Source organism: Cellvibrio sp. pealriver (genome assembly GCF_001183545.1).
Lineage (GTDB): Bacteria > Pseudomonadota > Gammaproteobacteria > Pseudomonadales > Cellvibrionaceae > Cellvibrio.
Map to the genome: position 1 here is coordinate 785,701 of NZ_KQ236688.1, position 14,716 is coordinate 800,416.

The window sequence follows — 14,716 nt, forward strand, 5'->3', positions numbered from 1 at the left end:
AGAGTGGAGATAAGCTCTTCTGGAGACACTATGCCTAATTTTGCTCTATTAAATAATGTTGATCATAAAAACTTGCGCATTATTCGTGATTATTCACCGCAATACGGTGATGGTGAAATGTCCGTTGTGACTTTTCCCCAAGAATTCCGTGCGATCCAAAATGAATATCCCATCTTTTTTAAGAAAAATACTGAAACAGGAAAGTTTATACCTGTTGCACTGACAGGGTTGCGCCAAAATGAAAATTTATTTTTGTCTGAAAATGGGTGGGATGCGCAGTATATTCCCGCATCTGTTAAAAGACGTCCATTTTTAATTGGTGTTCAACCACCCAAGCAAGGTGAGGGAAGTCAACCGAGCAGTTTGGTTTACGTTGATATGGATAGCCCTCGTGTCAATGATGCTGTGGGTGAGCCAGTGTTTTTACCGCATGGCGGCTATTCACCCTATTTGGAATCAATGGTGGATTTACTGGAATACATCCAATATGGCACGGAGCTGAACGATCATTTTGTTGATGTTTTGTTGGCAAATGAATTGTTGGAGGTGGTTACCTTAGAGATCACATTGAAAAATGGGGAGCGCAACAATCTTGCAGGGCTCTATACCATCAATGAAGAGAAATTAAATGGTTTGGCGGGTAGTGTAGCTGCAGAACTGCATACAAAAGGCTTTTTGGAATGCATTTATATGGTGTTGGCTTCTCACTCTAATGTCCTCAAATTAATTGCCCGTGTTGAGGCAAAATTATCCACTCAGTAATTTGAGTGGTCGCGCGGTTTTATGATTAGTATCGATAAAAAAGTAAAGGTTATTGAAGGCTGTTCCCCGGATAACATTCCCGATGAAGTGTTGTCTTCATCGGAGCCTTTAATTTTAAAGGGTTTGGCATCTTCATGGCCAATTGTTAAAGCTGGCCTTTCTTCTCGCGCTGATGTTGAAAAATACTTGCTGCAATTTTACCAAGGGCAGCAGGTGGCTGCTTTTTTGGGAAAGCAAGAAAATGCTGGGCGTATTTTTTACAATGAAGATTTGACGGGATTTAATTACGATACTGTTAGTACAAAACTGGATTTTGCATTGCAACAGATGTCTCTTCATGCGGACAATCCCGCATCGCCAACAATTTATATTGGTTCTACCTCAGTTGATCAATATCTACCAGGTTTTCGTGCAGAGAATGATATAGCTCTGGGCGAGCATAATCCGTTGGTGAGTATTTGGGTGTCCAATAAATGCCGTATTGCGGCGCATTGGGACAGCCCATTAAATATAGCTTGCTCGGTTGTTGGGCATCGTCGTTTTACGTTGTTTCCATTTGATCAAATGGAAAATTTGTATGTAGGGCCTTTGGATAAAACACCAGCTGGGCAGGCCATCAGTTTGGTGGATTTTTATAATCCCGATTTCGAAAAATTCCCCAAATTTAAACATGCATTGCCCCATGCACAGGTTGCGGATTTGGAGCCTGGTGATGGGCTATTCATTCCTAGTATGTGGTGGCACCATGTTGAAAGCTTGGATTCATTGAATGTGTTAGTTAACTATTGGTTTAAGGGGACTCCCGCTTTTTTCGGAAAGCCCATAAACGCGCTTTTTAATGCAGTGCTATCAATTCGCGATCTGCCACCAGAGCTGCGCGCTGCATGGAAAATGATATTTGATTACTACATATTTGATTACCAAAAAGAAAACTTTGCTCATATACCTGAGTATGCCCAAGGTGCGATTGGTGATTTGACCGATGACAATGCACGGAAAATTCGTGCGCGTCTTTTGAACCAATTAAATAAATGAATCTATTGAACCGATAAGTCAATCAAACTGCTACAACAATTACATCAATAATATTAAAAATGTTTGGTAATTCTATGGTCGGCGATCGCGCTGTAAGAAACGTGGTAATCGTTGGTGGTGGTACTGCCGGTTGGATGGCGGCGGCTTCTTTCTCCAAAATATTAGGTAAAAGCATTTCAGTTACCCTAATAGAATCAGATGAAATTGTCACTGTGGGCGTGGGTGAGGCCACGGTTCCCCCATTGATACAATTACACTGCTACCTTGAAATTAATGAACAGGAGTTTCTTGCCTTTGTTAAAGGCAGCATCAAACTTGGAATTTCGTTTGAAAATTGGAAAAATATCAACGAAAACTATGGGCATATGTTTGGCAAGCCAGGAAAAAGCACATGGGCAGCCGATTTCCAGCATTTTTGGTTACGGGGCAAGGAGCTGGGTGTTCATAATCCTTTGAGCGACTACTCTCTTGAAAGCAAAGCCGCACAGCATAATAAATTCATGCATATGCCAAATGCATCGCTCAACTACGCCTATCATCTTGATGCAGGGTTATATGCAAAATTTTTGCGCAACATAGCAGAGAAAGCCGGAGCGAGTCGTATTGAGGGAACCGTTGTCAACGTTGCTCTGGATGAAGATGACTATATTAAATCCGTTGAATTGGCTTCAGGCAAAATTATAGAAGGCGATTTATTTATCGATTGCTCTGGTTTTCGCGGGTTGCTCATCGAACAGGCGCTGCATACAGGTTATGAAGATTGGTCGCACTGGTTGCCATGCGACAGTGCTGTAGCAGTGCAAACGGAATCAGTCCGTGATCCTGTTCCCTACACTCGTGCAATTGCGCACCCAGCTGGTTGGCAATGGCAAATTCCTTTGCAACACAGAGTGGGGAATGGCCTAGTCTATTGCAGCCGTTATATTTCTGATGATGATGCTAAAAAATTATTGTTGGAAAATATAGAAGGGCGTTTGATCACTGAGCCTAAAGTTATCAAATATCGCACTGGGCAACGGCTTAAGCATTGGAATAAAAATTGTGTCGCCTTGGGATTGGCAAGTGGATTTATCGAGCCTTTGGAATCTACCAGTATTCACTTAATTTTTCGGGGTATTATTCGGCTAATACAAATGTTTCCATCGGCAGGTATTCGCGCTTGCGATGTAGATGAGTATAACGAGCAGATGAAAGTAGAGATCCTGAATGTACGGGATTTTATTATTCTGCATTATCATTTAACCGATCGAGCGGATAGCCCGTTCTGGCAATACTGCAAAAACATGGAAATCCCTGAATCGCTTGAACAGCGTATGAGAATGTTCCGTGAAACAGGCAAAGTGTTTATAAAATCGTATGAATTGTTTTTCGAATCGTCCTGGATGCAGGTGATGCTGGGGCAGGGGTTGATCCCTGAGAATTACCACCCTGTTGTGAATGAAATGCCAGCAGATGACTTGGTAAAACTCCTCGCCGATATTCGCGCGCAGGTGAATCAAACCCTCCAGAAAATGCCTACACACAAAGATTATTTGGATTTTTACTGTAAAGCGAGTGATTGGAGCTAGCCACGTCGATCATTTTAGAAAAATAAAACTATTTAATGTCAGTCGTCCGACAATTGGGTTGGGTCGGAACTGGAAGTTCTCTGGAATGGAAGCTGAGTGCAGTATGTCACTGGGGTACATAATTAAACGGTTGAAGTTGGCTTCATAGCGGGCGATTTCTTCGTAATATTGGTTGGAACCATTAATATATTTTTTATGCCAGCTCGTATCCTTGGCTTCTATTGCAAGGTGCTCACCATAAACATCCATTCGCTCTTGTGAAAGCTGCTCAAAACCTGTTGCCCTATGCCGGTACATAGACGTGCCTCCCTTATCCGGTGTGCAAAGATAATGTACACAGGCCAACTTTTCCTTATGGATTGTGTCAACGTGCGGACGTGATTGTGGAAGCGCCAAGCGAGACGGTGGTGTCAGAATTAGAGAATAAGTAGATAGCGAATAATTGATATTTTCACGTGTTAAATTGAATGCTTCACAAATAATATCCGGTAAATGAGTTTGAAGCGCATGACTATAGAATTCCGGCGCATTGGACTGTATTCCAGGGTAAAACTCTATTCCGTCGTGAAAATCCCCATATTTCACTGCAAAACCCAGCAACGCCTCCGCTTCATATAAAAAATTGTCGATCACCAATATCGGCGTTTTTTCATTGCCGACAGTGTCGATGCGGTAACTGAATTGTGGATGAAGCGGAGGAATGAAGTTGTTGCCAAGCATAATTTTTTGCTCGTTAATTTTACAGTATTTATTATTGCTGATTCCGTGATTAACTTCCACATTTAAAGTGGGAATTCATCTTTATTTCCTGAGTGGATATTTACTTAACAATAATGATAAAACTTAAACATAAAAATAATCCCATGTTTGTATAAATTGTTTAGTGGGAATGTTTTTTAGTTAGAATAAAGATAAATTATTGATGAAGTTAATATTTAACGGAGGGAGTCAGAGTGTCTTTGACTAAATGGTTTTTGTGCTGCTTTTTATGCGGATGTGGGGGTTATTTTTTAAATAGTGCAACCTCATCTTCTTATGATATCTCCAAAATAAATTCCCCTGTATTAAATGCTCCTGTACAGACTGGCGCTGACCTAAAAAGTGTCTCGACCCCAAATGGCTCTCCTATAGATTGTGAAAAACACTCAATTGTCAGGCAGCAAGTCGCGTTAGATCCCAATAGTAGTATTGATGCTGAAATTAAGCGGCTAAATCGCGATCTTCAAGAAACCAAAAGCCAATTGCAAGCGGCCAAACGTGAATTGGCTCTTGCTGAAATTAAGCAAAAATTTACTGCCGAGAAAGACTCATCATCACTCTTCAGACAAATAGAGGATAAGTTCGAAGTGGAGCCTGTTGACCTCGAATGGGCTCCAAGGCGTGAAAATGAATTGTCTAATTTGTTTATTGAAAATGACAAATTGGCGGAAATTGCTGTGAAAAATATGGAGTGCAGGTCTGATCAATGCAAAATTGTACTGGCAGCAACACATCTAGAAGATGCTAACAAGCATTTCGAGTCGTTATTCCAAGCGTTGGGAGATAGTGGTGGGTATGTTTCGTTGGTCGCATCACCCGATGTCCAACAGAACATGACTACGCTCTATGTTTCCAGAGAAGGTCGAGATTTTGAATTTAAGTAATCTAAATTCAAAACGTCAATTGTAAATTGATGATTAAAACTGAGAGTTCAATTATTTTAAAATAAGGAGTTTATATGCAGTTCTTTAAGATGTTGTCTTTGGCGGGAGCAGCAATGCTGGCCGTTGGTTCAATGAGTGTTAATGCAACTCCAGTATCCTGCTCATGGGTTACCACGAGTGGTGGTGGTTCAGGTGGTTACGGACAATTCAATCAAAGCTGTAAAGATGCAAGCAACTCAACGATTGCTTCTCGCCAAATTAATTCAACACCGACGGGATCAACCTGTACGATGACCTTTGTTGCTGCAGGGTACGATTATTCAGGCTCAGCCTGTAGTCCTTCATTTTTCACTGTAGGTTCCTCTTCAGTATCCAGTGTAAGCACCAGCTCCGCTCCTGCAACCAAAGTGGTGAATGGCGTTACAGTACCCTTCACTGCAACTGTTTGGACCCAAGGAACTTGCTACTCTTACGGTTGCTCTACGCCATCACAAACCTGCTATAACACTTATAGAGGTACATTTGCTATGGCACCATACCCTTCACAAAACTACGTTTGCTATACCAACTAACCTTATTGGTACATTCGTTTTTATTTTGTGAATCTGATTAATAAAAGCCGGACTACCTTCCAGTGGTTCGGCTTTTTTTACGCGCATACGCTTTCATTGCCCACATCTTGATCCCCACGTATCATCCCGATCCTATTTCCAGCGCCATTTTCCTGATGGTGTTTACAGGGTTATTAAGCAGTTATTGGGTCGCTATGTTGAATATTTGGTCAAGTTATAAACAGTCTATCGTCAATGTCATGGGACGTGACCGATATAAGCTTGGGCGGCGCTTGGGTGAGTTGGAAAAGCTGGCGCGGGCGGGTAAGCCTTATGAGGAGGCGCTGGAGAAGTGGCAGGGGCAATTGGCGAAGTCACAGGCAGAAGTTGAGCGTCGCCAGTTGTTGGTACCTGAGCAGATTGAATTCCCTAATTTACCCGTATGTGAAAAGCGCGATGAAATTGCGCAGATTATTGCGGCGAATCAGGTAGTGGTGTTGGCGGGCGAGACGGGTTCCGGTAAGACCACGCAAATTCCCAAAATATGCTTGAGTATTGGCCGTGGTGTAAATGGTCTTATTGGCCATACCCAGCCGCGCCGGATTGCGGCGAATACGGTGGCTAACCGTATCGCAGAAGAATTGAAAACCACGCTTGGTGAAAAGGTGGGTTATCAGGTTCGGTTTAGTGATCAATCCAATGACAATACTCTAATCAAAGTAATGACCGACGGGATTTTACTCGCGGAAATCCAGAATGATCCTTTCCTGAATAAATACGACACGCTAATTATTGATGAGGCGCATGAGCGCAGTTTGAATATCGATTTTTTGCTTGGCTATTTAAAACAGCTTTTACCAAAACGCCCCGATTTAAAATTAATTATTACCTCCGCGACCATCGACCTTGAGCGATTCTCGCAGCATTTTAATAACGCCCCGATCATTGAAGTCTCTGGCCGTACTTATCCTGTTGAGGTCTGGTATCGCCCGCTCTATGAATTTGAAGCGAGTGATGATAGCGATGCAGAGCCAGATCAATATGCCGCGATTGTCGATGCAGTACATGAAATTGAACTTAACGAAAAAACCGGTTCCGGTGTTCGCGGTGGCGATATTCTGGTGTTCTTGAGTGGTGAGCGCGAAATTCGTGAGACTGCCGAAGCGTTGCGCAAAGCACAATTTGCACATATGGAAGTGGTGCCATTTTATGCACGCCTGAGCTTGGCCGAACAGCAAAAAGTATTTGCACCGCACACCGGTCGCCGCATTGTGCTCGCGACAAACGTGGCAGAAACCTCGATTACTGTACCGGGTATTCGCTATGTAATTGATCCGGGTTTTGCGCGTATTAGTCGTTACTCTTATCGCACCAAAGTGCAGCGTTTGCCGATTGAGCCAGTATCCCAAGCCAGTGCCAACCAGCGCAAAGGTCGCTGTGGTCGCGTTGCTGAAGGCATTTGTATTCGCTTATACAGCGAAGAGGATTTTAATTCGCGCCCCGCGTTTACCGATGCGGAAATCCTGCGCACTAATCTTGCCGCGGTTATTTTGCAAATGCTGCAATTGCGCATGGGGGATATCCATAAATTCCCCTTTATCGATGCGCCTGATCATCGCTTGATTAGCGATGGTTTTAAACTGCTGGAAGAATTGCATGCGGTTAATTCCAAAAATCAATTGACCCCAATTGGCCAGCAGCTGAGTAAATTGCCGCTTGATCCGCGTCTTGCGCGCATGCTGATCTCTGCACAAGAGCAATCCTGCGTGCGTGAATTGCTGATTATTGCCAGTGCGCTGTCAGTGCAAGATCCGCGCGAGCGGCCGGTTGAAAAACAGCAAGCTGCCGACCAAATGCATCGCCGTTTTTGGGCTGAGCATACCGACTTTGCCGGTTTTATTAATCTGTGGGATTACTTTGAAACCCAGCGGCAGGCACTCACGCAAAATCAATTGCGCAAACTATGCAAAAAAGAATTTCTGTCGTATTTGCGGTTGCGTGAATGGCGCGATGTGCATCACCAGTTGTGTGTTGCAGTCAAAGACTTGGGCATTCGCGTTAATACTGAGCCAGCAAATTATGAGTCTGTGCATAAAGCGCTGTTGACCGGTTTGTTGGGAAATTTAGGCTTTAATCACGAAGAGCGCGAGTACTTAGGTGCGCGTAATCGAAAATTTTCTATCTTCCCAGGATCATCACTTGCGAAAAAAACGCCCAAGTGGATCATGGCGGCAGAGTTGATTGAAACCTCAAAATTGTTTGCGCACACGGTTGCCAAAATTGAACCTGAGTGGGTCATTGCGGCTGCGGAGCATTTGATCAAGCGCCAGCATTTTGAACCCCATTATGATTCGCGCGCAGGGCAGGTGATGGCTTATGAAAAAATCACCTTGTATGGATTGACGATTGTCGAGAAAAAATCGGTTAACTACAGTCATATCGATCAGGCTCAATCGCGTGAGGTTTTTATCCGTGCAGCGTTGGTAGAAGGGCAATACGTGCAACATTCCAAACGCAAACACTTACAACAACAAGCAGGATTTAAAGATTTTTATACGCATCAGCAAAACTTGTTGCAAGAGTTGGAAGATTTAGAAGCGAAATCTCGCCGGCGCGATATTGTGGTAGATGAACAAGTTATTTTTGATTTTTATAACGAGCGTATTCCATCGCATATTACCAACCTTGCAGGGTTTGAATCTTGGCGTAAAAAAGCGGAGCAAAGTAATCCGCAACTGCTGTATATCACCCGCGAAACGTTGATGCGCCACGGTGCCGGTGATGTAACGGCTGCACAGTTTCCGAATGAGTTGGAATGGCGTGGTATGGTGTTCCCACTCAGTTACCATTTTGAACCCAATCACCCATTCGATGGTGTGAGTATTCATGTGCCGATGAGTGTGTTGCATCAGGTGCCTGAACATCGTTTGGAGTGGTTGGTGCCGGGAATGTTGCGCGATAAATGCATTGGGTTGATCAAATCCCTACCCAAAAATCTGCGCAAACATTTTGTGCCTGTGCCAGACGTTGTGGATAAAGTATTGGCTGTTGTTACGCCCGATAACAAACCATTAACTGAAATGATTGGCTTGCAATTAAAACGTTTAACCGGCGTAGACATTCCCAAAGACGCTTGGTTAGAAACCCAAGTAGATGACTATTACCGCTTTAATATCCATGTGGTGGACGATAAAGGAAAAATTATCGCCAGCAGCCGCGATTTGGATTCACTGCGAAATAAATACCGTGAGCGGGTGCAACAAAATATTCAATCGGCAGCAACCGATATTGAGCGCGATGCGATTACCAGTTGGGATTTTGATGAGTTGCATAAGTCGATTCAATTACCACGGGGTGGTATTAGTATTCGTGCGTATCCGGCACTGGTAGATAAAAATACCAGTGTCGCGTTGCAAGTACTCGATAGCCCGTTGCAGGCGTTGGATTTAACCCAGCGCGGTCTTGCTCGCTTGGTATATTTGTCGCTTGCACAAACGGTTAAATATTTGCAAAAAGAATTACTAAAAGGGCAAGAGGTTGCATTGACACTGGCTGGAATTGGAAACCGCGAGCAAGTAGCTGATGATTTGATTATGGCCGCGATCAAACAACTTGCGGTTCCGGATCAACAGCAGTTGCCACGCTCAAAGCCGGAATTTGATGCTTGTGTGGCAAATATAAAAGATAAGCTAACTGCATATGCGCAAGAATTGGCTAATCATCTTGTCAGTAGTTTGAAATTATTGGTCGATGTTAAAAAACAACTTAAACAGCAAAAAAATATGCTGATATTGGCGTATACGATCAGCGATATTAATCAGCAATTAAGCCAGCTTTTTTATCCGGGGTTGGTCTATAAAACGCCGGCGCAATGGTTGTCGCAATATCCAAAATATATGCGCGGTATACAGCAACGTTTGGAAAAGGCGGCGCTCAATCCACAGAAAGATAAGCTGCAATTGGCAGAGGTTGCGCCACACTGGCAGCGTTTGGTGGATTATCTTGCGAAAGAGGGCGAGTATCGCCTCACGCAAAACGCAGCACTGCAAGATTACCGCTGGTGGATTGAGGAGCTGCGTATTTCTCTATTTGCCCAAACCCTGAAAACCCAAGTGCCGGTATCGGATAAGCGTTTGGATAAACAGTGGGAGCAAGCCATGTTGGATGCGCAGGGATGACGGGTAGGGTTAGGTTGAGTTAACGGGTAGCGTTAAAAAGTGTTTAGCTGCTGTAACAAAGCCGGTGAATGTAAGTCTATCGGCTAAGCATTTGGTATTGGGCAGATTATTGATGCCATTATCTAACCGGACGCTGGATACACCGCTAGCCCTGTCGCCTTGGCTGTGCTAGTTTTTCTGTCGGCCTTACCGCCGTCAATAACACATAACCTGCTGGAGTGTATTATGAATAACAAAATTTCTTCCATGTCTGCTTTGTTCGGCGCTGCCGTTGTTGCATCGGCTGCCTTGGCTCCTATCGCATCTGCTGCTGATGCAAATTTTACCGCGACTTCGCTGAATGCCGGTTACACCCTGGCAGATAATAGTTCTGCCAAATCTGAAGGTGAGCACAAATGTGGCGAAGGTAAATGCGCCGCAGAACACAAAAAGTCTGATAAAGAAGGCAAATGTGGTGAGGGCAAGTGCGGCGAAGGAAAATGCGGAGCCGATAAAAAAGCCGAAGGTGAAGGCAAATGTGGCGAAGGAAAATGCGGTGAAGGCAAGTGCGGTGGCGATAAAAAAGAAGAGAAAAAAGCCGAGTAATGCGAGTTGATCCTGCCGCAGTGGATTACACCGCTGCTATTAGCGGCGCAGGCCTTGGCTTGCGCCGCAGCCTCTTGAATACGCTGGAGCAATCAGCGCCGGACGATATTCATTTTATGGAAGTCGCGCCGGAAAATTGGATTAATGTTGGTGGACGTTTAGGTAAAAAATTCCGTTCATACACCGAACGTTTTCCCTTTGTTTGTCACGGCCTTTCGTTGTCCATTGGTTCACCTGCACCGCTTAATACAGAATTATTATTGGCGATAAAAAAATTCATGCATGAACACAGTATTCGCTACTACAGCGAACATTTGAGTTATTGCAGTGATCACGGCCAGCTTTATGATTTACTCCCTATTCCGTTTACGGAAGAAGCAATCGATTACGTCGCTGAACGTATCCAGCGTGCACAAGATATTCTCGGGCAGCGTATCGCCATTGAAAACTCATCGTATTATTGTGCGCCCCAGCAAGAAATGAGCGAGAGCGATTTTATTAATGCCGTGATAAAAAAAGCGGACTGTGCGCTCTTGTTGGATGTTAATAATATTTACGTGAACAGCATTAATCACCGGTACGATCCTTACGAATTTTTGGCTAGCTTACCGGGTGAACGCACAGCCTATATTCATATTGCTGGCCATTTTGAAGAAGCAGAGGATTTGCGCGTGGATACGCACGGCACGCCCGTGATTAACCCCGTGTGGAAACTACTGGAAAAAACCTATGAATTATTTGGCGTAAAACCCACTTTGTTGGAGCGGGATTTTAATATTCCACCGCTGCCGGAATTGATGAGTGAATTGGAAGAAATAAAAAAACGCCAGAAGCTATTTGCAACGGGAGCGCCGTTGCGATGAAAACATTCCAGCAAACTCAATTGGCATTTGCACAGCATATGCGCGCACCACATGAATATCCTGCACCGGCAGGAATAGAAGATCGTCGTGTGGGTATTTACCGCGAGTTGGTGTACAACAATATCGAAAGTTTGATTGCGACGGTTTTTCCTGTGCTGCGTTCGTTGTTGTCAGATTCCCATTGGCACAGCATGGTGCAGGATTTTATCCAGCACCATGAATGCAAAACGCCCTATTTTTTGGAAATCAGTGAAGAGTTTTTGCATTATCTTGTGCAGGAGCGTGGTGTGCGTGAGGGTGATCCGCCATTTTTGTTGGAGCTGGCACACTATGAATGGATTGAGTTGGCACTGGATGTGAGTGAAGATTCTATTCCCCCGGCAGGGGATTTGCCTGCCGATCTTATGGCTGCAAAACCGCGAGTCTCTCCTTTGGTCGCTGTTCTCGCGTATCAATATCCCGTCCATAAAATTTCCCCACAGTATCAACCGCAGCTTCCTGAGCCAGCGTATTTGGTTGTGTACCGCAACCGTGCGGATAAGGTATGTTTTATGGAAACCAACCCACTAACCCAGCGATTGTTGTCGTTATTGCAATCCCGGTCAGATACTTTGGCTGATGTTGTGGCGACTATCGCTAAAGAGCTTGGGCATCAAGATAACAGTGATTTGGCTGCTAGTGCGCTGGAGCGGATAACCCATTTATGCAATGCAGGTGTGATTAGTCACTTTGAGTGATATTTGTACGGTGCTGCACTCTTTTTAGTCAGTGGTTGACATTTTGATTATCAAAATCGAAAAAAATACGCAAAAAAATAGATTTTTGATCTAAAACCACGCCCAATCACAAGACTTCGTCATTTTTCTTTCTATACTTGATGCGCGTATTCGGTGCGTTTGTCATATTTCTGTAACTTTATGGTCACACAATGGCAATGCGACTGAAACACAAGTGTCATTATTTCAATAAGCCTGATCCCCGATGGCCAGGAATTGGACATCAAAAAACACACATCAAAGGAGTCAACTCCATGAAAAAATCATTATTAGCGTTGCTGATCGCTTCCGTTATTCCCGCAGCTGCATTTGCCGATGTTGTTGTCTACGGTAAAGCAAACCTATCTGTGCAAAATGCAGATGAAGCTGAAGAATCAAAATTGGAACTCGTGAGCAACGCCTCACGCATTGGCGTTAAAGGCAGTGAAGAAATCAATTCGGGCCTCAAGGCAATCTATCAGTTTGAATATCAAACCGAGGTTGATGATGGTGCTGGTGGCTCCTCTAACCAAACGTTTACCCAGCGCAATATTTATGTAGGCCTGCAGGGCAGTGGCGGCACCATTATTGGTGGTCATTTTGATACCCCGGTGAAAACGGCTCAGGAAAAAGTGGATCTTTTCAATGACCTCGAAGGTGATATTAATTATCTGGTCGATGGCGAAACCCGTTCCAAGAATATTGTTCAATACACCACTCCTGCCTCATGGGGCGCTTTTGCAATCAATATTGCGGGTGTTGCTGCTGAAAATAATGCTGCAGATGATGGCGTGTCTGCTTCTGTTACTTACACCACACCGGCGTTTTATGTAGCGCTTGCTGCAGAGCAGGACGTCAGTGCGCAAACCATGGATATTTTGCGTTTGGTTGGCCGTTATACCGTGGGCCCAGTTCAATTGGGCGCTTTGTTTGAACAATCATCCGTCAGTGCGTCTGTTGCGGGTACTGCCGTGGATTTGGATTCTGATGCGTGGTTAGTGTCGGCAAAATATAATGCAACCGATAAGTTTGCCTTGAAAGCACAGTACGGTGATGCGGGTATGGATGTCACCGCCGGTGGCTTGGTGGTTGATGCAGGTGGCGACTCTTTGAGTTTGGGTGCCGATTATTTGTTATCTAAAAATACCACTTTGTTTGGTTATTACACTCAAGAGACAGCTGAAGTTGATTCTGATGAAGTAGTGGACGATAACTGGATTGGTGTAGGTATTGATCTTAAGTTTTAATGGTAAGGTTGATCCAACAAAGGGTGCTTAGGCACCCTTTGTTTTTTCTTACACTTGTTTTTTTATATTTGTTTTTTGCTTAATACAGCGCTGGGGATACTAATGAAACCTATCATTTTTACAATGCAGTTATTGTTTATATCATCGCTGCTTACCTCTGCGGCATTTGCGGATGATGAGTGTGGCGCTGCAGTTGATGCCGCTGACTCCATGAATGTTAATCAAAAGGAATGTGACTATAGCGATAAAGGATTAAACGGATTTCTTCATAAGGCATTTAAAAAAGGGAATGATGGTGCTGTGTTGGAGACTACTGATAGCAATCCATCATCATTAGCCAGTGCACAGGAAGAAAACATCCAGCGTAATTTCTCCGCATCTGTTAAGTCATACGCATTAACCGAAAGTAAACAACCAGTAAAAAAAGCGCAGGGCTTTTCACTGGAAGTGGAAGTTGATCAGTGGGCGAACTTGCCCGTAGCGAGAGCGCAGTTGTTGCCCAAGGCATTGGAGAAATGTGGAAAAGGCTTTTCTATCACAGGTGAGCATTATCGCAGTTTGGCCATGGGGCGAATTGAACTGCAGTTGCAGTTTGAATGTGATAAATAATGTAAGGTTTGAAAATAAAAAAGGTCACAGCAATGTGACCTTTTTTACAGCTATCGGCTTTTACTATTTCGCGTAATTCACTACCGCGATGTAATGCATAGCGGTGGGTTTGTTTTCCACAAAGCCTGGAATAAATTTGGATTTTTTCAGTGAGCTTTCGATGCTATCGGCATCGGCTTGTTTGCGCAGCGCCGCTTCAATAGTGCTGACGGTTTCTACTTTTCCGTCGGCTTCAATATTGGCCATCACACGGGTCATTTTGCCTTCGGCAAAAAATAATTTACCATCGCCGCGCTCTTTGGTGGTGTAGTGCGCATACCAGTCACTGGTGTCCAAACGTTCTTGCGGTGCGAAATAGTGAGTGCCGTATTGTGCTTGCAATGTGCCCAGGTTCGGCAGCAATACAATCGGAGCCTGGGTTCCGCCCAATGAATAGACAACGCGCATTTGCATTCTTACCGGTACGGTTTTTCCGTCGATAGTTGCGGGTTCAAAGGTGGCGGATTTCAATGCAGACTCAGTGACTTTTTGCATGGAAACCAACGGGCTGTTTTCGTAGCAATTAACAGCGTTGATATTACCGGTGCTCATCACATCGGCCTGGCAATAAACCGCAACGGTTTTTACACCTTCGCCAAAAGAAGCGGGCAGGGTAATCTGTTTAGTTAATGTTTCAGCAGCATTGCCGAAGTTAGCAGGGGTATAAGCAGTGGCGTAGCTCGCAAATGGGGCTGCAGCCGCTACAATTGCCAGTGAGCGGATCAATTTTTTAAGAATATTGTTAGTCATTTTAGTGCTCCTCGTGAATCAATAAACGGCAACCTGCACCCTTTCGGGTCAACGATCTCCGAACTCATTGTCAGATTAGCACCGGCCTTAGCACACTATTGTGAATAGTTTGTGACAATTTCAGGCTTAAA

Annotated in this window: 13 protein-coding genes; 11 read left to right on the top strand and 2 right to left on the bottom strand. The window is 44.2% G+C overall.

What is annotated here, in order from left to right; translation table 11 throughout:
* The first annotated feature begins 30 nt into the window (after positions 1–30).
* The 3 genes from VC28_RS03255 (at position 31) to VC28_RS03265 (ending at position 3,365) form a co-directional block, all read left to right on the top strand.
* Positions 31–762: a SapC family protein gene (locus tag VC28_RS03255; RefSeq protein WP_049629386.1), complete on the top strand. Its 732-nt coding sequence runs from the start codon at positions 31–33 to the stop codon at positions 760–762.
* Between the two features lie 21 nt (positions 763–783).
* Positions 784–1,797: a cupin-like domain-containing protein gene (locus tag VC28_RS03260; protein ID WP_049629387.1), complete on the top strand. Its 1,014-nt coding sequence runs from the start codon at positions 784–786 to the stop codon at positions 1,795–1,797.
* Positions 1,798–1,871: 74 nt separating this feature from the next.
* Complete coding sequence (locus VC28_RS03265; RefSeq protein ID WP_049629388.1) at positions 1,872–3,365, top strand: tryptophan halogenase family protein; 1,494 nt, start codon at positions 1,872–1,874, stop codon at positions 3,363–3,365.
* Between the two features lie 9 nt (positions 3,366–3,374).
* Here VC28_RS03265 and VC28_RS03270 read toward each other — a convergent pair whose 3' ends face one another.
* Positions 3,375–4,085, bottom strand: coding sequence for a DUF6445 family protein (locus VC28_RS03270; protein ID WP_156184271.1), 711 nt, complete (start codon positions 4,083–4,085; stop codon positions 3,375–3,377).
* Positions 4,086–4,318: 233 nt separating this feature from the next.
* Here VC28_RS03270 and VC28_RS03275 point away from each other — a divergent pair, with 233 nt between their 5' ends.
* The 8 genes from VC28_RS03275 (at position 4,319) to VC28_RS03305 (ending at position 13,796) form a co-directional block, all read left to right on the top strand.
* Positions 4,319–5,008: a hypothetical protein gene (locus VC28_RS03275; RefSeq protein ID WP_049629390.1), complete on the top strand. Its 690-nt coding sequence runs from the start codon at positions 4,319–4,321 to the stop codon at positions 5,006–5,008.
* A 74-nt stretch (positions 5,009–5,082) separates the two neighbouring features.
* On the top strand, positions 5,083–5,580 hold the full coding sequence (locus tag VC28_RS19685; protein ID WP_156184272.1) for a hypothetical protein: 498 nt from the start codon (positions 5,083–5,085) through the stop codon (positions 5,578–5,580).
* Between the two features lie 194 nt (positions 5,581–5,774).
* Complete coding sequence (gene hrpA, locus VC28_RS03280) at positions 5,775–9,737, top strand: ATP-dependent RNA helicase HrpA (RefSeq protein WP_049632131.1); 3,963 nt, start codon at positions 5,775–5,777, stop codon at positions 9,735–9,737.
* Positions 9,738–9,962: 225 nt separating this feature from the next.
* On the top strand, positions 9,963–10,322 hold the full coding sequence (locus tag VC28_RS03285; protein WP_049629391.1) for an HvfA family oxazolone/thioamide-modified RiPP metallophore: 360 nt from the start codon (positions 9,963–9,965) through the stop codon (positions 10,320–10,322).
* Positions 10,322–11,185 (top strand): HvfB family MNIO-type RiPP peptide maturase, encoded by an 864-nt coding sequence (locus VC28_RS03290; protein ID WP_049629392.1) that lies wholly within the window; start codon positions 10,322–10,324, stop codon positions 11,183–11,185. Before VC28_RS03285 ends, VC28_RS03290 begins: the two co-directional genes overlap by 1 nt.
* Entirely contained in the window at positions 11,182–11,922 is a 741-nt protein-coding gene (locus VC28_RS03295; RefSeq protein ID WP_049629393.1) for an HvfC family RiPP maturation protein, read from the top strand. Before VC28_RS03290 ends, VC28_RS03295 begins: the two co-directional genes overlap by 4 nt.
* Positions 11,923–12,215: 293 nt before the next feature.
* Positions 12,216–13,187, top strand: coding sequence for a porin (locus VC28_RS03300; RefSeq protein ID WP_049629394.1), 972 nt, complete (start codon positions 12,216–12,218; stop codon positions 13,185–13,187).
* A gap of 102 nt (positions 13,188–13,289) precedes the next feature.
* Positions 13,290–13,796: a hypothetical protein gene (locus VC28_RS03305; protein WP_049629395.1), complete on the top strand. Its 507-nt coding sequence runs from the start codon at positions 13,290–13,292 to the stop codon at positions 13,794–13,796.
* A 63-nt stretch (positions 13,797–13,859) separates the two neighbouring features.
* On the opposite strand, the gene VC28_RS03310 is transcribed toward VC28_RS03305, so the two are convergent.
* Positions 13,860–14,585: a hypothetical protein gene (locus VC28_RS03310; protein ID WP_049629396.1), complete on the bottom strand. Its 726-nt coding sequence runs from the start codon at positions 14,583–14,585 to the stop codon at positions 13,860–13,862.
* Between the last annotated feature and the right edge of the window lie 131 nt (positions 14,586–14,716).

What these genes read in the sequence shown, in the direction of transcription:
- VC28_RS03255 (WP_049629386.1), top strand. Translation starts at nt 31, where the DNA reads ATGCCTAATTTTGCTCTATTAAATAATGTTGATCATAAAAACTTGCGC.
- VC28_RS03260 (WP_049629387.1), top strand. Translation starts at nt 784, where the DNA reads ATGATTAGTATCGATAAAAAAGTAAAGGTTATTGAAGGCTGTTCCCCG.
- VC28_RS03265 (WP_049629388.1), top strand. Translation starts at nt 1,872, where the DNA reads ATGGTCGGCGATCGCGCTGTAAGAAACGTGGTAATCGTTGGTGGTGGT.
- VC28_RS03270 (WP_156184271.1), bottom strand. Translation starts at nt 4,085, where the DNA reads ATGCTTGGCAACAACTTCATTCCTCCGCTTCATCCACAATTCAGTTAC.
- VC28_RS19685 (WP_156184272.1), top strand. Translation starts at nt 5,083, where the DNA reads ATGCAGTTCTTTAAGATGTTGTCTTTGGCGGGAGCAGCAATGCTGGCC.
- hrpA (WP_049632131.1), top strand. Translation starts at nt 5,775, where the DNA reads ATGTTGAATATTTGGTCAAGTTATAAACAGTCTATCGTCAATGTCATG.
- VC28_RS03285 (WP_049629391.1), top strand. Translation starts at nt 9,963, where the DNA reads ATGAATAACAAAATTTCTTCCATGTCTGCTTTGTTCGGCGCTGCCGTT.
- VC28_RS03290 (WP_049629392.1), top strand. Translation starts at nt 10,322, where the DNA reads ATGCGAGTTGATCCTGCCGCAGTGGATTACACCGCTGCTATTAGCGGC.
- VC28_RS03295 (WP_049629393.1), top strand. Translation starts at nt 11,182, where the DNA reads ATGAAAACATTCCAGCAAACTCAATTGGCATTTGCACAGCATATGCGC.
- VC28_RS03300 (WP_049629394.1), top strand. Translation starts at nt 12,216, where the DNA reads ATGAAAAAATCATTATTAGCGTTGCTGATCGCTTCCGTTATTCCCGCA.
- VC28_RS03305 (WP_049629395.1), top strand. Translation starts at nt 13,290, where the DNA reads ATGAAACCTATCATTTTTACAATGCAGTTATTGTTTATATCATCGCTG.
- VC28_RS03310 (WP_049629396.1), bottom strand. Translation starts at nt 14,585, where the DNA reads ATGACTAACAATATTCTTAAAAAATTGATCCGCTCACTGGCAATTGTA.